Below are 17,410 nucleotides of genomic sequence, written 5' to 3' on the forward strand. Positions count from 1 at the left end.
TTTATTTTTTTAGTCGTTTAAGTGAATCAATATAATAACCCTTGTCAACTTCAGAACCTATAAAATTTCTTTTTAATCTTTTCGCCACAACCGCAGTAGTCCCTGAACCCATAAAAGGATCGAATATAATATCATTTTCATTTGAAGTTGCTAGTATTATTTTCTCTAAAAGCCATTCTGGTTTTTGTGTAGGATGTATTTTTTTTCCTCCCGCAGTTTTTCCTCTTGTCAAAACAGCTTCTCCATACCACATGCACCTCATTTGCTTTCCGTGATTAATCTTTTTCATCTCACCATAATTAAATGTATTTTTTTTAGTTTTTCTTGCCCATATGAAATTTTCATGATCAGCTACAAATCTCGTACAAGACAAATTTGGTGTAGCATCAGATTTGTGCCATATTATTTCATTTAAAGGCTCAAGCCCTATTTTTTTTAATAAGTATCCTGTTAAATAAATATTATGATAAGTTCCTGCAACCCATATTGCTCCTTCATTTTTTAATATTCTATAACATTCTTGTAGCCATTTCTTTGTAAATTCTTCGAATTCAATATCTCCAAAATTATCCCAATGCCCTTTATTTGTGCTTAAATCAGAACCGCCAGATTTTATGAATTTTATCTTAAAATTGCTTTTGCTTAGGTTATAGGGAGGATCTGCAAATATCAAGTCAATAGAGTTGCTTTTAATTTTTTTCATTAATTTTAAGCAATCTTCATTGTAGATTTTATTTATTTTCAGTTTTTTATCTGTAAAAATCATCCTTATTTTTTAATTTATAGATTATAGGTTAATTATAACCTTAAAAGAGAGAAAAATACACCCCCAGGGCAATTTATTAAAAATATGCGAATTCTGTGTTTAAAATGTACCTAAATTGCTTTGACAAAGCACTTATTCCATGCTATAGTTTTTTCTAAAGACGAGGCATAGCTTTAAAGCTTTTAGGTATATCTCGATCGCTCTTATCTGAGTAGCGGCATTGGAACGGGCCGTGAAGAACGGTATAAGAAGAAAGTGGTCGAGCCTTCTTGTGTAATTAAGACATAATAAGAGAGCCATATGCCAAAGAAGCAAGATGCTTCTGGTATGCGAGGATATCGAACTCGAAACGAAGATGGAGAATTGCGCGATAAGCGTGATGATACCCACATTGGGACCATTGAGAAGCAGTACGATATAGATCTCGAAGTCAGAAGTGATATGCACTTAGGAACATATCTTAAGGAGCATAAAATAAAATCCCTTAACGACCTAATTAATGGTCAATAAGAGATTTTAGAACAAGAAGCTATTGCCTCGTCTTTATTTTACCATAAAATAGAGCAATTGTTATCCACAACAAATATGTCTGATGGTGAAGAACTTAAAATCTATATAGACGGATCTGCTATAACAAATCCAGGAAAATTAGTTGGATGTGCGGGAATAGTTTGCTATCCAGAATTCCTTAATATCCCAAACAAAGAGCTCAGATGGTCCTACTCATTGGGGTCAATTGGCAGCATGGAACTTCTGGCTTTGATAAATGCTTTAAAGTGGATTAACAAAAATGTAGCACATCTTCTTGAAAATTCTATAAGTTCAATATTAATCCTAAGTGATTCTGACTACATTGTTAGTTCGGCCAATTCATGGGTCTATAAATGGAGCAATCCATGGAATAAAAATAAATGGAAAAAATCTGATGGTGGTACGGTTAAACACGAGAAATTATGGAAAGAATTTCTAAAAGAACGTAAAAAAACACGGATCAATTTCAATATTACAATTGAATGGATTGAAGGCAAGAGTACCCAAGAGACGAAAAGTGTCGATAAGGCAGCAAAAAGATCAGCAAGAAGTCTGGTGAAAAAGCCGAATTTTGAACAAATGCCTTATAAACAAGGGCGATCTTTACTGGGAAAAAAATCAAAATTAGAGTTATTTCTTGAAGTTGGAGAAACACACTTAATAAGAGTTTACTCTCATTGTTTAGTCAGTAGAAAAAAAGATGCCGAATGTGAAGTTAGATTTGAGGTGATTAAAGACAAAAGCATCGAAGGAAGATTTAAAGCTTTCACATCTCAGAAAATAGGTATTAGCAATATTGATAGGGGGCATTATTATTATGCGACTTTTGCTGACAATAAAATATTGCCGTGGATTGATAAAATAGAAGAAATTGAAGAAAAAGAGGTTGAAATTATTAAGAAAAAGGCAAAGACCATAATAAAAGCGAAAACTAGTTAAGATAAAGCACCTTGTAGGGTTGATTCAATTGTATTAGGATATTAATATGTTTAGACAATATTTTTTACCATAAATCCAGTTCTAACCGTATTAACTAGCCCGCTCAGGTATAAATTTACGGCTTTGTTAAGCCGTATTTTTGTTGTGGTATAATAGAAATATAAAATTAAAATAAAAAAATGCTAAACATTGATTCTGCAAATAAATTAAATCCAAAAGCTATATATTTATTTGCACTTAGATCATTTATCGCTTGGAGCTTACTAATGCTTGTTGTCGTCGGTCTTACAATATTTGTTATAAACATTTTTAATCAGAAAGAAATTATCTTATCATCTAGCACAAAAGTTGGAGTTGGAATTCTAAATGAATACGACTATAGCAAAGCATTTCTTTTATTAATTTGGTTATTGCCAACAATAATTTTGTCTATCCTTAGTTCGCTAATTTGGGGATTTCTAGTCTGGAAAAATTATACTTTTGAAATAACCGAAAATTCGATAAATATCAACTATGGAATTATAAAAAAAACAAAAGATGTGATTTTTTATTTGGATATTGAAAAAATTGAATCTGAAAAACTAATAGCAGAAACATTAACAGGATTGGTAGCTCTAACTTTCTATTGTTCTGAAAATAAAACAAGCTCATTTCATAAAATAGTAAGAAATAGAATTATGCAAGCAACTTATTCAAGTGATTTTGTTGATGGCAGATCAATTCCAGGACTTTCGCCTGAAGAAGCATTAAAATTGAAAGAGACAATCTTGTCGTTCATAGGAAACAAGATAAATAAGAATTAACAATGCATTTAAAATTTTAAATAAGGAATTCTCCCCTAAACTCATTTCGAACATCATCTGCTAATGGGCTCACCTATGAATTTACGGCTTTTTTAAGCCGTATTTTTGTTGTGGTATAATGAAAACATGAATTCTATGAATCCAGAATGGCAAAAGCAAAAGATAGAAAAACAAGAAGCCAAAATTAACATTGGAGATGTTTATTTTAGTGAAGGCTTAAAATCTGTTTTTGAGAAAGAGGAGTTTGAGAATGAAATACTAAAAATAAATAAGGAAATCGAAAAATACTTGGGAGAGAATAAAAATTCAGCCGTTTACGATTTTAGGATATATGACAACAGAAAAGAATATGAAGAATATTTCAGAACCAATTATCCAGAAAAATCTGATTATATGGAAAATGACATGGTTTTTTATTCTCCAGATGAAAAACATAATAAAAATGTTATAGCTAAGTTTATGGAGCAAGCGACCTTAGATCCAAATGATTTAAAGATTCGAAAATATCTCGAAAAAGAAAAAATCAAATTCGATGAGTTAGAGGCTTTGTCTAAGCAGAATTATAAAAATAATATTTATCCAACAATAGCACATGAATTAACTCATTCTCACCCATTTTTTAAAGGAATGGATAATAAATCATCTAGAAGTAAATGGGAACAAGAAATGGTGTGTGTGTTTATTGACCAAAAAATGTGGGAGGAATATGTTCCATCCTATGGCAAAATGATAAGAACAAAAGCAAAAGATCAATCTTTAGGTAGAGATTTGTTTGATGAAATCATTAAAGATTTTGAAGAAGGTGATTTTCAGGTTGAAGACTGGGAAAGGCTTTTTTACAACTTTTTGGAAAACAGACATGGCAAAGAAAAATTAAAAGATTTTTGGAATATTTTGGCCGAACTAAAAGACAAAGCTAATTTTGAACGATGCTATGAAAAAATTTTTAGAGAAAATTTGAAAGATGCTATGATTATATTTCAAGAAAGAATAACAACAGATAAAATTTAAATAAAGCTCTTATTCACAAACCCAGTTCGAACGTCATCTACTAAGGGGCTCAGTTTTCTAAATTATGGCTTGCTAAAGCCATTTTTTGGTATTAGACATTGACATAATTATTAAAAATATACTATCATCAAATATTAGTTTTAGTTCGTTAATATAGATTAATAAATAATTTTACAAAAACAAAAAATATCGAAAGGAGAGAGGAAATGAAATTTAAAATACTCTGTATTCACGATACCAAAGGTATCAATTCTAATGAAACAGTAGCAGACTACCACCCGTTAACACTAGTGGATGTCTCAATGCTGATTCACGTGGCGTATGCCTTTAGAAAAAATGACCAAAAAGTTGCTGACATTCAAGCGCGACTCATTCAGGGGGTTATAGGTATGACCTGTCCATTTCCTGAAAAAGGTGAAATTAACGAAAGGGCAATAATAATTAAACGATTGTTTATGGAGGCAATGAGAAATAATAAACCCCCAGTTTATTCACAGTTAGCTCTACAACTTTTCGAAAACATGATGTTTGAAACAGACGCTGATATATTTACGCCAAAGTCTTCAGAAGATGACATGCTTACAAAAAGCATTGAGGAACTCGAATTACCTATTCGTGCATACAGATTTCTCAAAAGCATCAACATTAATACAATTGGAGAGTTAGTTCAAAAGACAGAAACAGAAATACTTAAGGAAAGAAATGCAGGCCAAAAGATACTTAGCCAAATAAAAGATGCTCTCATTGAGCATGATCTGTATTTCGCCGTAAGAACATAAAAAAATCCAATTTGATATTAAAAAAAGCCGAAAACCTGGATTCAAGTCGTAGGCTTTTTTATTTTAAATAAAACATTTTTTCATAAACCCAGTTCAAACGTCATATACTTAAGTAATTATTTAATAACACTTTAAATTGACATTTAGGCTGTGATCTTGACAAATTAGCGCAGAAAGAGGACAATAGAAAACTAATTAGAGGAAAGTTTTTAGTAATTTTAAAACAAGTTCGAAATTCGAACAGAGAGGTGCAATAATGAAAGAAAAGGTGAAAAATGCATGGTTTTTTGGAAAAGACAGCCCGGAAAAGAACGTTTTGCTTTTGTATTGTATCCTGCTGCAATTCCATACAAGCGGGTACAAAGACAGAGAGGCTCCCCTGAGAATTCTTAGCAAAAAGGAGCGGAACTTTGTTAATGAGAAAAAAAAGGAGGTCAGAGAAGATGGTGAAGGAAGAATACCATTCAGATTTTTTCAACTGATAGTGAAAAAAGGAGATGCATTATTGCAAGATGAATGTGTAATGATCCACTTTTGTCGCTACAAAAACAACTCTTCAATGATTGAGGAACTGAAAAAAGTGGGGAGCAAAAACAACTTCCTGCTGATTAAAAAGAAAAAAAACCTGTTCATATTGAAATTCGAAGAATAAAGGTTGAAAAAGTAGAGCCTCATGAGATAAACACTTTCTCATGAGGCTCTTGTTCTTTGTGTTTTACAATGGTAACATTAGGTAGTATTGTAAAAATTAATGACTTAAATCTTATGCCAAGACAAGAAAAATTCGAAACATTTGTGGGCAAAACCTACAAGGAAGGTAGTTTGGAAAAAAGAAAAGAAATAAGAACTGACTATGAAAATATAGAAGATCAAATAAATTCTTATTATGAAAAGAAAATCACCGCAAAAAATTTAGTTGATAACTTGGGGCTAGTTATTCTTGGTTCACAAGGTGAGCATGCCAGCACTCAAATTTATGCCTATGAAAATTTGATAAAAACAATTGCTGAAACAGAAAAAGAAGAAGACATAGACATAATAGCTGAAGAAATTTTTTATAGCGCAGCAACTGAAAATAATCCAATGAAAAAAGCTTATTTGTTGGGGATATTAAATAATTTTTCTAATCTGGAAAGACTGGAAGAATTGTTTGGTAAAAAAGATGAAACAAACAATTCAGCAGATGTAAAAATTACAGAAGAAATAAATATAATTCAAAAAATCAGAAAAGCTGCACTAAGAATAAAAAAAGAAGGGAAAGTTTCCGAACAAGAGGAAGAAGTGTTAAATTATGTCCTAGATAATTTTCCAAGAGATAATAACGAGTGCGAATCCGCTCGGTTGGTGTCAGCTTATTATAGCAAGGAAAATTATGCGACAAGAATGCCTGCGCTAGGAAAACAAAAATTGCTCGAAGATGAAGTGTGGAAATGTTTAGAAGGAAACGGAATTCCTCGCTATGTGTATGCTCTTCCGGCGGGATGGCATCCTTCTGGCGAAAAATTAGATGAGGCTGATAGGTTTGGTATTAATTTGACTCAACAAGCGGCTATTTTCGAAGGAAAAGAAAAAATATTTATTGAATACGACATGAATCCACGATTATCGCGGCTTTATAATAGAAGAATAAAATATTATAGAGATCAAAAAAATCTCAAGAAAGTTGAAGAACTAGAAAATGCTTTAAAATTGAGGGTGTGGAGAGAAATTGAAAAAGATCCTGAAGCTATGGAAACATTCCAAAATATTGATAATATAGTTATTATCAAAAAAACAATTCGAGATTACGCAGACGATGTTGATATTAATAATTTAATGGAAAAAGACTTCCGTGATGATGCAGTTCGATAATTAGCTTAATGTTTTAAATCTAAATTCTATTTTTAAATAAAAAACTTCCATTTTGGGAGTTTTTTATTAATATTTATTTATATTTAGAGCTTCTGAATAAAAGCAGATAGGGCACATTTACTGCTTTGTTAAGCCGTATTTTTTGTTGTGGTATAATGAAAAATGTAAATTGATAAATAATATGGAAATCAAAAATAAGCTTCTATTTAAAACTGAAGTAAAAAAGAAAATAGATAGATTTATCAAAGAATTCCCTATATATTTTTTTATAAACATCGTTATTAACATTTCTCTCATAGTAATGATATTGGGAAGTGCCTTTTTTGTAGCTTTTAGCCTTGAAATGCTCGGCACCGGAATACATGCATATATAATCTTATTTATTGCTTTTTTATCTCTCGTTTTCAGAATAACCATAAAAGGCTTTTTTCGAAATATTAAAATTCTGAAAAGCATTCAAGCGGGCGACTATGAATTTGGAATTGAAAATCATGAGCTGGATAATGCGATAGAATTTATTGAAGACATGCCGATAAAAAAAGACGAAGTTGAAAAAATGAGAGTAGCTCTTTCTTTTAATAAATTGATTGATGTACTTGAGTACGCGCGTATTATAAAATGTAGCAAAGGCTTATATGATGTTGATTTGGTTTTTAAATATAGAGTAGAAAAAGTTATAGAAGATTGTATTAAAATGTAAATTTGTAAACTAATAGAAAAACATGATTCCAATAGAATTTCTCAGGCAGTTTCGCGTTGGTGAATATGCAATCTTCGATCTAGCAGTATCTTTTCTAGGAATTTATTTATTATCCTCTTTGCTGTCAAAAATGTTTCTTAAAATAAGAATCAATGTTCCTAAACATAACTGGTTGTTTCTAACTTTGCCAATTGGCATTGTTGCTCATCTGATTTTCGGACATATGACACCCATGACTAAAAATTTCCTGGATATTCATGGTCATTATGTTCTAAAAAGCTTAATTGTAGGTCTGTTGATTCTTGGTTTGAGGAATATAAAAATAATTAAGAAAAATAAATAATCTTTTTCCGATAGAATATTTTCATGGAAAAAATAATTATCAAAAACAGGAAAGATCAAAACGTTGTAGTTTTGTTAGAAAGAGCTGCAAATCAAAAAGGATTGGCATTTGTTATGCATGGACTAGGGGGTTTTAAGGAGCAAGAACATATTGAAACATTTGCCGATGCTTTCAAGAAAAAGAACTATACCGTAATTAGATTTGATACAACAAATACAATAGGTGAAAGCGATGGAAACATGGTTGACGCAACACTTACTAATTATTATGAAGACTTAGAAGATGTGATTGATTGGGCGAGTAAACAAAATCTTTATCAACAACCATTTGTTTTGTGTGGTCATAGTCTTGGTGCAATATCCTCGGCTTTATATGCTGAAAAATATCCAGAAAAAATAAAAGCTCTCGCTCCTATTTCCACGGTGATTTCCGGAAAGCTAACAGAAGAAACGCCAAATTTCATGGAAATTGGAAAAGAATGGGAAGAAAAAGGCATAAGAGAATGGGAAAGCAAAAGTCAGCCAGGTTTAGTTAAAAAATTAAAATGGTCGCATGTTGAAGACAGAAGGAAATACGATTTGCTTCCAGCGGTTAAAAAATTAAAAATGCCTGTACTTTTAATTGTTGGTGATTTAGACGATACCACTCCACTTAATCAACAAGAATTGCTATATAATAGTTTACCCGGGAAGAGAGAGCTCCATATTATAAGGGGCGCAGAACATACTTTTAGAGAAAAAGAGCATCTCGATGAAATATATAAAATATTTTTGAGGTGGATTGAAAGTCTATAGTCTAAATGAAGCATTTTCTCTAAACCCAGTTCAAACGTCAGATAATAATGGGCTCAGGTATGAATCTACAGCTTTGTTAAGCTGTATTTTTTGTTGTGATATAATTTAATTATGAAGAAAAAAACGAAAGAAGCTTTTGATTGGATAATTAAAATATTCAGAGATAATAATATACCCTTTCAATTATCCGGAGGCCTTGCTGCTAAAATTTATGGTTCGCCAAAAGATTTGTGGGATATTGATTTTGATATTCCAGATAGCTGTTTTTCCAAGGTGAGAAATTTAGTTTCCAAATATGTTATATTTGGTCCTAAAAAAACAACCGCCGAAGGTTTTGATTGTATGCTTTTAAGGCTGAATTATCATGGGCAGCAAATTGATGTGAGCGGAAATTGTATAAAAATTTTTGATAAGGTTAAAAAGAAATGGGTCAAAGATAATACTGACTTTGAAAGATCAGCCAAAAAAAGAGTGTTCGATAGAATTGTTCCGGTGATATGTCCGGAAGATCTGCTAAAGTATAAAAGCAAACTCTCAAGAAAGGCGGATTCAATAGACATAAAGGCTTTAAAAAAATATCTATTACAAAAAAATAAATAAAGTATTTCTATCTTAAAAGGATAGTGTCATCAACTCTTGTTTTATAAATTATGCAATTTTTGTTATAATAAAGGCGTAAGAATAAAGGCAATAATCAAATAAGCATATGAATAAACCAAAAGTAAATTATGTTATAGATTTTTTAGCTTTTATTTCTTTTATCATCACCGCCCTCTCGGGTTTAGTGATAAAGTTTTTTATGCCTAGTGGAGTGAGGCAGGGCAGATTCCAGGAATTTCTTGGTGTCCAAAAAGGAGCTTGGTCAGAAGTCCACGATTTTTTTGGAATACTGATGATCATTCTTGTTTTGGTTCATTTTATCCTGCACTGGGACTGGATTGTTTGTATGACGAAAAATATATTAAAATCAAATAATTGTGAAGTTAAAAAATAATAATTAATAACAAATCAATGAAAAAGACACTACTCATTGCTTTCCTTCTGATGTTTGGTTTGGTCATCCAAGCTCAGGCGGCAAGTACTAATGCCAATCAGGGGAATAAAACGGGGCAGGAAAATTCCCAGGGGAATCAAAACGGTAATACTGTCCAAGTTCAAGAAAAAAATCAGGTTCAAAATCAAGGGGAAGAAACTCAAGTTCAGACGCAAGAACAGAATACAGTCCAGACAAAGGATAAAAATGAAAACAAAAAACAAGACAATGCCGAGGTGCACAGAAGCGCAGTAGCTAACTTTGTGCAAAATTTATTATCTGTAGCTGATCGGGAAGGCGGAATTGGTCAGGAAGTGAGAGTGATTGCTCAGCAGCAAAATGATATGAAAGACAGAGCAGCGGATCTGATATATGCCGTGGAAAACAGAAACAAAGTGAAAACATTTTTTATCGGTACCAGCTATAGAAATGTCGGGGAACTAAGGAGCCAAATGGTGCAAACAAGGAATCAAGTTGAGCAATTGAAAAGATTGATAGAAAAAACCACCAACGAACAAGACAAGACGGAGTTGCAAAACCAGATTCAAACAATGGAGCAGGAACAAGCAAGGATTAATGATTTTATAACTCAAAATGAAAGCAAATTCAGCTTGTTTGGATGGGCGGTAAAAATGTTTAGATAGGTTTGCTTTTAATAAATAAAAAACACCCGAAAGGTGTTTTTTATTATGTCTCAAAAATCCAATTCTATAATTAATCTGCTTATGTATAAAAATAGAAGAGAAAATTTTTCATTGACAGTTTAATATTTTAGACTAAACTCAAAGCAGTTATTTGTATCTATTTTTTAAAACAGGAGGTTGAAAATGGCAACTAGAGAAATAGCAAAAAATGAAGACAGGGAAATAATCAAAAAAATAAATCGTCTTCAAGCAGATCATGAAAAGGAGGAGGAAGAGCTTTGTTTTTGTGATATATGTGCCTTTTCCAGAGCTCTAAAGGGCGGTCTTGAAAAAAGAGCAAAATAAAAATCAAAGTTCTGCACAGGGGCTATTTGTATGTTTACAATAGCCCCTCATTTTTAATTAAATTTATACAAAGAGAATATTTTTTAGAAATACTTTATTTAAGCCACGAAAAGTGTATTTTTTATTAATTCTCAAAATAAAATGGCTTATTTAAGCAAAAAATATCTTTTAAGTGTTGACCATATAATTATAATGTGCTAATATTAGTTGTTGACAATAATAAACAATAAAGATCCCTAGATTAAGGGATTTTTGGTTTAAATAAGTGTTGACTCGCTTATTGCAGAAGCATAACTGAACTAAAACCTACACTTCTACGTGAAGATTTTTGTTTAGCGAATTAGTTATAGCGGAGTAAATGCAAATCAATAGCGAATAACAATTAAGATATATTGCATGCGTATTGTAAAGTTAGTCGTATTTTTATTAATAGCTGTTTGCTCTGTTTTACCACAAACAACATTAGCTAGTGAAAAAAGTATAAATGTGGAAGAAAATAAAAACACATTCTCAGAAATTATAGGCCTTCTTTCTCCCGGATCCATTACAATGAGAGAAAAAGCCTCTAGAGATAAAATGAAAAATGATTTTATCCTAAAAAAAGAAACCAAATCAGAAGAAGACATAAAAAGAGAACAAGTATTAAACAAATGGAAAGAAAAACAATATAAAAAATGGAAAAACTTGCCCGAAGGACAATTTAGAATAAATGCTTCAGCCTATACGGCAGCAGCCGATGAATGCGGTAAAAACGATGGAATTACAGCCTCGGGGCTAAAAGTGAAAGAAAACAGAACTATTGCCTGTCCCAAAGAATTTCCTTTCGGAGTTAAATTAAAAATAGAAGGAATGGGAATATACACCTGCGAAGATCGTGGGGGAGCGATCAAGGGTAATAAAATTGATATCTACATGGAAACAAAGAAAGAAGCATTTAGATTCGGGCGTCAGCATTTAAAAGCTGAAATTATCGAAGGATAAAAATTGAGAAAGAAACAAAAAACATCCGTTCAAAGCGGATGTTTTTTAATATTTGTGGATTGACCTCGCATAATAATTTTGCTAATCTGAAAGAAGTTTAAAATAATGGTCACATGGCGGAAAGGTTACGCAGCGGTCTGCAAAACCGCGTATGCCGGTTCAATTCCGGCTGTGACCTCATTTTGCCCGGATGGTGGAATTGGTATACACAAGGGACTTAAAATCCCTCGGTAGTAATACCTTGCGAGTTCGAGTCTCGCTCCGGGCACAACTAAAAAAGAGCATTACTGCTCTTTTTTTGTTTTTTCTAAAATCTTTGGAATTTTTCTGAAATCTTTTATGAGCACTTCGCGCATACTTCCATTATAGAGTGCAGCAGCCGGATGATAGAGCGCGTAGAAAACCCGGGAACCTATTTTGGGAAAATTTCGACGAAATGCTTTCCCGTGAACTTCAGAAATTTTCATAAGCGGGAAGAATCTTCCCAAAGAATGCCTTCCCAGCGTTATTATCAGTTTGGGATCAATAATTTCGATTTGTTTTTCTAGCCATGGCCAGCAAGCTCCAATTTCTTCCGGCAGCGGATCGCGATTTTCCGGTGGACGGCACTTTATTACATTGGCGATATAGATATCTTCACGTTTTAAATTTATAGATGCCAGCATTTCATTGAGGAATTTTCCGGCTGCTCCGACGAAAGGAATTCCCATTTCATCTTCTTTTTTTCCTGGTGCTTCACCAATAAACATAATTTCAGCTTCAGGATTGCCGTCCCCAGAGACAACCTGAGAACAACCTTTGCGGAGCGCGCAGTTATTACAGAGAGAAGCGAGCATATTTAATTGTTCCATTTGTTCCTTTTTTGTCATAAGCATCTTATACTAGTTCATTTATTTTGATCAGATCAAATTTGTTATTTTCTGTATGCCACACCGCAAATGTTGGCGGATAAATCTGATTGGCAACATTGCCGGGATTAAGAATCGTACGGTTGTTTATTTTTTCAGTCCATGGCTTGTGAGTATGGCCATGGAAAACGAAATCATATTTTCCTGTTTCGCATAAGTTTTTAGCTGGTTCCGGCTTATGTACAAAAGCAATTTTTTGTTTTTCAATTTCAGCTTCGCCAAAGTCTTTGAATATTTTGGTGTGTTTGTATATATTATTTTCAAAAGGATAATTTCTGAGATAATCATCATCCATGTTACCGAAAACAAAAAATATTTCTTTCTGAAAATTATCATTCAGGAAATCCAGAGTTTCCAGCGACGCCAAATCTCCGCAGCAGATTGTTTTTTCAATTTTATGCTCACGGCAATAATCCAACACTTTCGTGAGATTGGTGATATTGTCATGAATGTCAGAAATAATAGCGATTTGCATAAATAAATAATTTTAATTTTTATCTAAAGTATTCTCCGGCAGTTTTTTCCAAAGCAATTCAAAAATTGATTTCATGGTTTTGCAGACCTCTGTGCTTTCAATGATGGCTGCCATAGATTCTTTGGCTGATATCAAGGAAACTTTTGAATCACCATAAATATCAATTTCAATCGAGAAAGGAAAATCTTTCGAGTCAATAAATTTCATCGACCTCAATTGCTCCTTATCTTTCTCCAAGAGATTTTTTGCATAATATTCCGTCTGGGGGACAATGGCTCTTACGGATATTTTATTTTTTACCCGATCTTTAATGAAGCTGTCCATCCATTCATTGCCCAAAACATCGGCCATGTTTTCAGATCCAAAGGCTAGAAATTCCTGTCCATGTTTCAGGGTGTCTTTGTAAACTTCTTTCACGCCCTCCGGTCCCTCGAAATAGGAAACATTTACTTTGCCTATGTTTTTCTTTTGCATTGCCAAAAGTTCCGGCAAAATTTCTTTGGCTTCGTTAAATTTTTGCTGAACTAAATTTATACATTCCTGGGGAGATTTAGCTATGTAGAAGCTTTTTTTATCTTGAGGGGTTTTCAAAACAAAGCCCCTTTTGACTAATTCTTCTAAAATAACATAGGTTGTTGGCTTTTTTAAGCCGCTTTTGAGGGCAATATAATAGGCTGTAGCTTTTTGTAGAGGCAAAAGAGCTAAGTATACTTTAGCCTCTTTTTCATTTAAGCCCAAATTAATTAGTTTTTCAATGTATTCCATATAATCTATTTTAGCATGTTTTTGCAGTATGGTCAATATTTTTGACGAATATATTATTTATATCAATATTTTGCTTTATTGAAGCAATAAATAGCTAGATTATATATTCTCCATAATTGACTATTTGCTGTTTTTGGTATATAATAAGCTGTTAAGATGAAAATTAAAAAACATCCTAACAAGTTCATTGAAAATCAAATAAGAATTTCTCCGAATATTATGCTATCCGGCCGGAAGCATAATATTAACTAAACTAAAAAAGGAGAAAAAATCATGAAACAAATTACACAACATGGGTTGGGGAGAAAGAATGCGGGTAATTTGCAGACAATCTGGGTTGAACTGCCTGGTTACTGCAATTTAGCATGTTCCTACTGCTTTGCTCGCGGTGGAGAAAACATTGATGTTGCAAATTTGTTGACCTGGGAAAATTATGAATTGATTATCGATGAAGCAAAAAAAATCGGAATCAATTCGATATCCATTCCAGGAGCTGGTGAGCCGTTCATCGCCAAGAATCTTGATCTGGCAATGAGGTTTTTGCATAAATGTAAAGAAGTCGGCATATTTGTAACTTTGTTTACAACTGCCGAATTCATTACCGATGAATTGGCCGACGAGTTGTTTTCTTTACCAGTCGAATTGATGGTTAAGGGAAACAGTCTTAACCCGGAAATGCAGGATCGTTTTGTTTCTGACCCTAATCGTGGAAGAATTATTCACGGCTTTGGGGAAAGACGCAACGCGGCTATCGAACTTCTTATGCAACATGGCTTCAACGACGAAGCTAAGTGTATGGAAAGTTTCGGTTGCAAATCACGCATGGCACTGGTATCGTCGATCATGACGGACGAAAGTGAATTGTCCAACTATGATGAAATCGTAGACATCCTGCGGTTTTGTCGGAAAAACAATTTCATTTTCGATTGTGACAGTGTTCTGGGGATTGGCCGCGGTGCATCCTGCAGTCTTTGTACAGCAGACGAGAGATTGAAAGCCAAAATGATCGAGCTTCAGCGAGTTGATCGCGAAGAGTTCGGGAATTTTTGGGAAATCTCGCAGAGCTATGTCGGGGCGGTGTGTGATCGCTTCCATCACCATTTATACATTAATCAGTATGGCGATATTCGCCCCTGTATTGGTGCAAATGGTGTGGATCTCGGAAACGTAAGAGGCATTTCTTTATTTGATGCTTTTAACAAAACCGAGATGGTCATTATCCGGAACAAGCAATACTCTGGCAAATGCGCAGAGCAGTGTGCGAATTTCGCCGAAGGCAAATGCAATTCTTGCCTCGGTCGTCGCACGAAAGACTTGACCAATGAGAACTTGTTGGCCAAGGGTGCAGTTGAAACAATCGGTTGCTGGAACTTTCGCAAGAAAGTCTAGCAGCTGACATAGGGCAGAGCGATAAAATCATTCTGCCCTTTTCTTATATAAAAATTTTTTTATTTTATCCCCGAAGTTTTTTGATAAGTTCAATATCTTCTTTGACTTTTTCATGTTCTGTTTCCAGAATCATGTCGATATTTTTTTCTTGAGCGAGCTTTACTATTTTTTGAAAAATTTCTGCGCCGATTTTTCCTTGGCCGATGTGTTCGTGGCGATCTTTTTTAGAATTAAATTCTGTTATAGAATCATTGGCGTGGATAAGTTTGATATTTTCAAGTCCTATTTCAGTATTGATTTTTTTAATAGTGTTTTCAAAATTATGCCAATCATAGCCGGACGCAAAAGAATGCTGTGTGTCGAGACATATGCCAACCAGTTTTGAATGATTTACTTTTTTAATTATTTTTGCAATTTCTAAAAAAGAATCACCAATTATCTTTCCGGCACCAGCACTATTTTCAATTAAAAGTTTTGCAGATCCAGTATAGCCGTCCAAAGTTTTTTTGAGCATTTCAATTATCTTTTCGCTTGCTTCATTTTCAGAAAGTTCGCCAGCGCTGCCTAGATGTGTCATGACATATTTTGCGCCTAAAAGAGAAGCACGCTCAAGTTCATCACGCACAACACTCACGCTGCCATAGCGGATACGGTTATTGGCAGAAGCAAAATTAATATAATATGGAGTATGAACAACAACAGCTTTTAGCTTATAGTTTTTAGCTTTTAACTTAAAGTCGCTGATAATTTCAGAAGTAAGTTTAGGGGCTGGTCCGCCCTGAGGAGAGCGGGTAAAAATCTGCATGGTCTCACAGCCAAGATTATGTGCGCGCTCAGGTGCGTTTTGGATTCCGCCTGCAATAGAAACATGACAACCTATGTGCATAGTATTTAGTAGCTATTTTTTAGTGTCTTGTATATATACAAAATACCACATACTAAATACAAGATACAATGCTAAACTATTTCCCAGCCATTCTCAGTTTCTACAATTTTTCCTTTAATTTCGAAACCCGAAGCCAGCTTATGTCCGCCACCGCCAAAAAGATGAGCGATTTCAGAAACATTAATACCTTTATATTCCTCACTTCTGAGGCTGCCTTTTATAATCCCATCTTCTCGTTCTGAAAGAACCAGAGATAATTTTGTTCCTGGAACAGTATTTAAAATAGAAGCTACTTGCCCAATGTCTTCAGTTGTGGCATTGCATGATTCAATATCTTCTTTTGTCAAAACAGTAGTTATAAGCCCATTGGCCGGATTTATTTTTGCTTTTTCAAAAGCACGTCCCCATAATTTTAAAGTGGATAATTTTTTGTTGGCAAAAGTAGCTTTAATGATTTTCGGTACGGAAGCTCCTTTTTTTAATAAATCAGCGGAAATTTCCATGACTCGACTAGTTGTATTTGAATGTTGAAAGTTACCCGTATCTGATAGGATCCCTACCATAAGAAAGGTGGCAATATTTTTTGAAATAATGATATTTTGGGAAATAAAATATTCATAAATTATTTCGCAGACGGAAGAGCTTTTTGAATCTATAATCACAACATCTGCAGTTAGATTGATATCTGGATGGTGGTCTATTATAACTGTGACTGTGTTTTCATTAATTGATGAAAGAACTGATTGAAAACCACGTTCAACACTGTCGCAGCCAATAATAATATCATAAGATTTAAAATCTAGATGTTCAGGGAATTCAAATTTTTGTTCGGTCAGCATTTCTAGGAAGGAAGGGATAGGATCGAAACAGGCAATATCTGCGGTCTTGTTTAAAGAGGTGATATATTCTTTCATGGCCAAAACAGAACCCGAAGTATCTCCGTCAGGATTAGTATGCGCGAAAAGAAGAATTTTTTTAGAATTCTTTATTATATAGGAAAGGGTTTTAAATTCTGTGTCTAGGTTTTTCATGGTAATTATGTAGATCCAAGAAATAAAAATCTTAAATCCGGAAGATTTAAGAAGTTATAAAGATACTTTTTGTTTTTTTATTCTATAAATTCATCAGTATTTTTTCGATTTCATCAGCTTTTTCTTCAGTCGAATCCAAGTGAAAGGTTATTTTAGGAAGAGGACGCATAGCTAATTTTTTATTTAGTAAACCCTGGATGAAATAAATTTCTTTCGATAGGGTTTTCATTGCATATCCCCCTTCTTTATAGGGAAAAACGCTTACGAACACTTGAGTATATCGAAGATCGGGAGTTGTGTCAACTTTTGAAATAGTCAAAAAAAGCCCTGGCTTCAGGCTTAATTCTTTTAAGAATATTTCTCCCAAGTGGCGCTTTATAAGTTTGTTTACCTTTTGAATTCTTTCTGACATATACCAATATAAATTATATTGCAA

At 33.5% G+C, this 17,410-nt stretch carries 23 protein-coding genes and 2 tRNA genes; 18 read left to right on the forward strand and 7 right to left on the reverse strand.

Features of this window, described 5'->3' with window-relative positions; all coding sequences use genetic code 11:
- Window position 1 precedes the first annotated feature (1 nt).
- A complete protein-coding gene (locus tag PLR68_02305; protein HOW60554.1) occupies window positions 2–703 on the reverse strand; it encodes a site-specific DNA-methyltransferase in 702 nt (233 codons plus the stop codon).
- Window positions 704–1,066: 363 nt separating this feature from the next.
- On the opposite strand from PLR68_02305, the gene PLR68_02310 reads away from it, so the two are divergent.
- The 17 genes from PLR68_02310 to PLR68_02390 all read left to right on the forward strand — a co-directional run bounded on the left by PLR68_02310 (window position 1,067) and on the right by PLR68_02390 (window position 11,788).
- Window positions 1,067–1,276: a hypothetical protein gene (locus tag PLR68_02310; GenBank protein HOW60555.1), complete on the forward strand. Its 210-nt coding sequence runs from the start codon at window positions 1,067–1,069 to the stop codon at window positions 1,274–1,276.
- Between the two features lie 75 nt (window positions 1,277–1,351).
- Window positions 1,352–2,236, forward strand: a complete 885-nt coding sequence (locus PLR68_02315; GenBank protein ID HOW60556.1) for a hypothetical protein — start codon at window positions 1,352–1,354, stop codon at window positions 2,234–2,236.
- A gap of 179 nt (window positions 2,237–2,415) precedes the next feature.
- Window positions 2,416–3,039 (forward strand): PH domain-containing protein, encoded by a 624-nt coding sequence (locus PLR68_02320; protein HOW60557.1) that lies wholly within the window; start codon window positions 2,416–2,418, stop codon window positions 3,037–3,039.
- Between the two features lie 126 nt (window positions 3,040–3,165).
- Window positions 3,166–4,050, forward strand: a complete 885-nt coding sequence (locus PLR68_02325) for a hypothetical protein (GenBank protein ID HOW60558.1) — start codon at window positions 3,166–3,168, stop codon at window positions 4,048–4,050.
- A gap of 302 nt (window positions 4,051–4,352) precedes the next feature.
- Entirely contained in the window at window positions 4,353–4,829 is a 477-nt protein-coding gene (locus PLR68_02330) for a DNA-directed RNA polymerase subunit alpha C-terminal domain-containing protein (protein ID HOW60559.1), read from the forward strand.
- A gap of 256 nt (window positions 4,830–5,085) precedes the next feature.
- A complete protein-coding gene (locus PLR68_02335; protein HOW60560.1) occupies window positions 5,086–5,481 on the forward strand; it encodes a hypothetical protein in 396 nt (131 codons plus the stop codon).
- Window positions 5,482–5,594: 113 nt separating this feature from the next.
- Window positions 5,595–6,680, forward strand: a complete 1,086-nt coding sequence (locus PLR68_02340) for a hypothetical protein (GenBank protein HOW60561.1) — start codon at window positions 5,595–5,597, stop codon at window positions 6,678–6,680.
- A gap of 181 nt (window positions 6,681–6,861) precedes the next feature.
- Window positions 6,862–7,380, forward strand: coding sequence for a hypothetical protein (locus PLR68_02345; protein HOW60562.1), 519 nt, complete (start codon window positions 6,862–6,864; stop codon window positions 7,378–7,380).
- A 22-nt stretch (window positions 7,381–7,402) separates the two neighbouring features.
- On the forward strand, window positions 7,403–7,723 hold the full coding sequence (locus PLR68_02350; GenBank protein ID HOW60563.1) for a hypothetical protein: 321 nt from the start codon (window positions 7,403–7,405) through the stop codon (window positions 7,721–7,723).
- Window positions 7,724–7,746: 23 nt separating this feature from the next.
- Window positions 7,747–8,517 carry an alpha/beta hydrolase gene (locus PLR68_02355; protein ID HOW60564.1) on the forward strand — a complete coding sequence of 257 codons (771 nt, stop codon included), beginning with the start codon at window positions 7,747–7,749 and terminating at the stop codon, window positions 8,515–8,517.
- A 111-nt stretch (window positions 8,518–8,628) separates the two neighbouring features.
- Complete coding sequence (locus tag PLR68_02360) at window positions 8,629–9,117, forward strand: hypothetical protein (protein HOW60565.1); 489 nt, start codon at window positions 8,629–8,631, stop codon at window positions 9,115–9,117.
- A gap of 106 nt (window positions 9,118–9,223) precedes the next feature.
- Window positions 9,224–9,511, forward strand: coding sequence for a DUF4405 domain-containing protein (locus PLR68_02365; protein HOW60566.1), 288 nt, complete (start codon window positions 9,224–9,226; stop codon window positions 9,509–9,511).
- A 17-nt stretch (window positions 9,512–9,528) separates the two neighbouring features.
- A complete protein-coding gene (locus PLR68_02370) occupies window positions 9,529–10,194 on the forward strand; it encodes a hypothetical protein (protein ID HOW60567.1) in 666 nt (221 codons plus the stop codon).
- A gap of 183 nt (window positions 10,195–10,377) precedes the next feature.
- Window positions 10,378–10,539 (forward strand): hypothetical protein, encoded by a 162-nt coding sequence (locus tag PLR68_02375; protein HOW60568.1) that lies wholly within the window; start codon window positions 10,378–10,380, stop codon window positions 10,537–10,539.
- 396 nt (window positions 10,540–10,935) lie between these two features.
- Window positions 10,936–11,520, forward strand: coding sequence for a 3D domain-containing protein (locus tag PLR68_02380; GenBank protein ID HOW60569.1), 585 nt, complete (start codon window positions 10,936–10,938; stop codon window positions 11,518–11,520).
- Window positions 11,521–11,627: 107 nt separating this feature from the next.
- A tRNA-Cys gene (locus PLR68_02385) sits at window positions 11,628–11,698 on the forward strand.
- Between the two features lie 6 nt (window positions 11,699–11,704).
- Window positions 11,705–11,788, forward strand: a tRNA-Leu gene (locus tag PLR68_02390).
- A gap of 16 nt (window positions 11,789–11,804) precedes the next feature.
- Here PLR68_02390 and PLR68_02395 read toward each other — a convergent pair.
- Genes PLR68_02395 through PLR68_02405 form a run of 3 tightly spaced genes read right to left on the reverse strand, consistent with a single transcriptional unit; the run spans window position 11,805 to window position 13,668 of the window.
- Window positions 11,805–12,389: a uracil-DNA glycosylase gene (locus PLR68_02395; protein ID HOW60570.1), complete on the reverse strand. Its 585-nt coding sequence runs from the start codon at window positions 12,387–12,389 to the stop codon at window positions 11,805–11,807.
- 7 nt (window positions 12,390–12,396) lie between these two features.
- Window positions 12,397–12,903, reverse strand: coding sequence for a YfcE family phosphodiesterase (locus PLR68_02400; protein ID HOW60571.1), 507 nt, complete (start codon window positions 12,901–12,903; stop codon window positions 12,397–12,399).
- 12 nt (window positions 12,904–12,915) lie between these two features.
- Window positions 12,916–13,668 (reverse strand): helix-turn-helix domain-containing protein, encoded by a 753-nt coding sequence (locus tag PLR68_02405; GenBank protein HOW60572.1) that lies wholly within the window; start codon window positions 13,666–13,668, stop codon window positions 12,916–12,918.
- 273 nt (window positions 13,669–13,941) lie between these two features.
- Between PLR68_02405 and PLR68_02410 the strand changes: the two genes are divergently transcribed.
- On the forward strand, window positions 13,942–15,057 hold the full coding sequence (locus tag PLR68_02410; protein ID HOW60573.1) for a radical SAM protein: 1,116 nt from the start codon (window positions 13,942–13,944) through the stop codon (window positions 15,055–15,057).
- A 64-nt stretch (window positions 15,058–15,121) separates the two neighbouring features.
- Here PLR68_02410 and PLR68_02415 read toward each other — a convergent pair whose 3' ends face one another.
- The 3 genes from PLR68_02415 to rbfA all read right to left on the reverse strand — a co-directional run bounded on the left by PLR68_02415 (window position 15,122) and on the right by rbfA (window position 17,386).
- Window positions 15,122–15,943, reverse strand: coding sequence for a deoxyribonuclease IV (locus PLR68_02415; protein ID HOW60574.1), 822 nt, complete (start codon window positions 15,941–15,943; stop codon window positions 15,122–15,124).
- A 71-nt stretch (window positions 15,944–16,014) separates the two neighbouring features.
- Complete coding sequence (locus PLR68_02420) at window positions 16,015–16,974, reverse strand: bifunctional oligoribonuclease/PAP phosphatase NrnA (protein ID HOW60575.1); 960 nt, start codon at window positions 16,972–16,974, stop codon at window positions 16,015–16,017.
- 82 nt (window positions 16,975–17,056) lie between these two features.
- Window positions 17,057–17,386 (reverse strand): 30S ribosome-binding factor RbfA, encoded by a 330-nt coding sequence (gene rbfA, locus PLR68_02425; protein ID HOW60576.1) that lies wholly within the window; start codon window positions 17,384–17,386, stop codon window positions 17,057–17,059.
- Window positions 17,387–17,410: the final 24 nt, after the last annotated feature.

Source organism: Candidatus Moraniibacteriota bacterium, from assembly GCA_035390125.1.
Lineage (GTDB): Bacteria > Patescibacteriota > Minisyncoccia > Moranbacterales > GWC2-37-73 > DAOOTD01.

Coding starts and splice junctions, on each gene's coding strand:
- rbfA (HOW60576.1), bottom strand. CDS start 17,386: ATGTCAGAAAGAATTCAAAAGGTAAACAAACTTATAAAGCGCCACTTG.
- PLR68_02350 (HOW60563.1), top strand. CDS start 7,403: ATGATTCCAATAGAATTTCTCAGGCAGTTTCGCGTTGGTGAATATGCA.
- PLR68_02330 (HOW60559.1), top strand. CDS start 4,353: ATGCTGATTCACGTGGCGTATGCCTTTAGAAAAAATGACCAAAAAGTT.
- PLR68_02310 (HOW60555.1), top strand. CDS start 1,067: ATGCCAAAGAAGCAAGATGCTTCTGGTATGCGAGGATATCGAACTCGA.
- PLR68_02315 (HOW60556.1), top strand. CDS start 1,352: ATGTCTGATGGTGAAGAACTTAAAATCTATATAGACGGATCTGCTATA.
- PLR68_02305 (HOW60554.1), bottom strand. CDS start 703: ATGAAAAAAATTAAAAGCAACTCTATTGACTTGATATTTGCAGATCCT.
- PLR68_02370 (HOW60567.1), top strand. CDS start 9,529: ATGAAAAAGACACTACTCATTGCTTTCCTTCTGATGTTTGGTTTGGTC.
- PLR68_02380 (HOW60569.1), top strand. CDS start 10,936: ATGCGTATTGTAAAGTTAGTCGTATTTTTATTAATAGCTGTTTGCTCT.
- PLR68_02395 (HOW60570.1), bottom strand. CDS start 12,389: ATGACAAAAAAGGAACAAATGGAACAATTAAATATGCTCGCTTCTCTC.
- PLR68_02340 (HOW60561.1), top strand. CDS start 5,595: ATGCCAAGACAAGAAAAATTCGAAACATTTGTGGGCAAAACCTACAAG.
- PLR68_02335 (HOW60560.1), top strand. CDS start 5,086: ATGAAAGAAAAGGTGAAAAATGCATGGTTTTTTGGAAAAGACAGCCCG.
- PLR68_02410 (HOW60573.1), top strand. CDS start 13,942: ATGAAACAAATTACACAACATGGGTTGGGGAGAAAGAATGCGGGTAAT.
- PLR68_02345 (HOW60562.1), top strand. CDS start 6,862: ATGGAAATCAAAAATAAGCTTCTATTTAAAACTGAAGTAAAAAAGAAA.
- PLR68_02420 (HOW60575.1), bottom strand. CDS start 16,974: ATGAAAAACCTAGACACAGAATTTAAAACCCTTTCCTATATAATAAAG.
- PLR68_02320 (HOW60557.1), top strand. CDS start 2,416: ATGCTAAACATTGATTCTGCAAATAAATTAAATCCAAAAGCTATATAT.
- PLR68_02415 (HOW60574.1), bottom strand. CDS start 15,943: ATGCACATAGGTTGTCATGTTTCTATTGCAGGCGGAATCCAAAACGCA.
- PLR68_02375 (HOW60568.1), top strand. CDS start 10,378: ATGGCAACTAGAGAAATAGCAAAAAATGAAGACAGGGAAATAATCAAA.
- PLR68_02405 (HOW60572.1), bottom strand. CDS start 13,668: ATGGAATACATTGAAAAACTAATTAATTTGGGCTTAAATGAAAAAGAG.
- PLR68_02325 (HOW60558.1), top strand. CDS start 3,166: ATGAATTCTATGAATCCAGAATGGCAAAAGCAAAAGATAGAAAAACAA.
- PLR68_02400 (HOW60571.1), bottom strand. CDS start 12,903: ATGCAAATCGCTATTATTTCTGACATTCATGACAATATCACCAATCTC.
- PLR68_02355 (HOW60564.1), top strand. CDS start 7,747: ATGGAAAAAATAATTATCAAAAACAGGAAAGATCAAAACGTTGTAGTT.
- PLR68_02360 (HOW60565.1), top strand. CDS start 8,629: ATGAAGAAAAAAACGAAAGAAGCTTTTGATTGGATAATTAAAATATTC.
- PLR68_02365 (HOW60566.1), top strand. CDS start 9,224: ATGAATAAACCAAAAGTAAATTATGTTATAGATTTTTTAGCTTTTATT.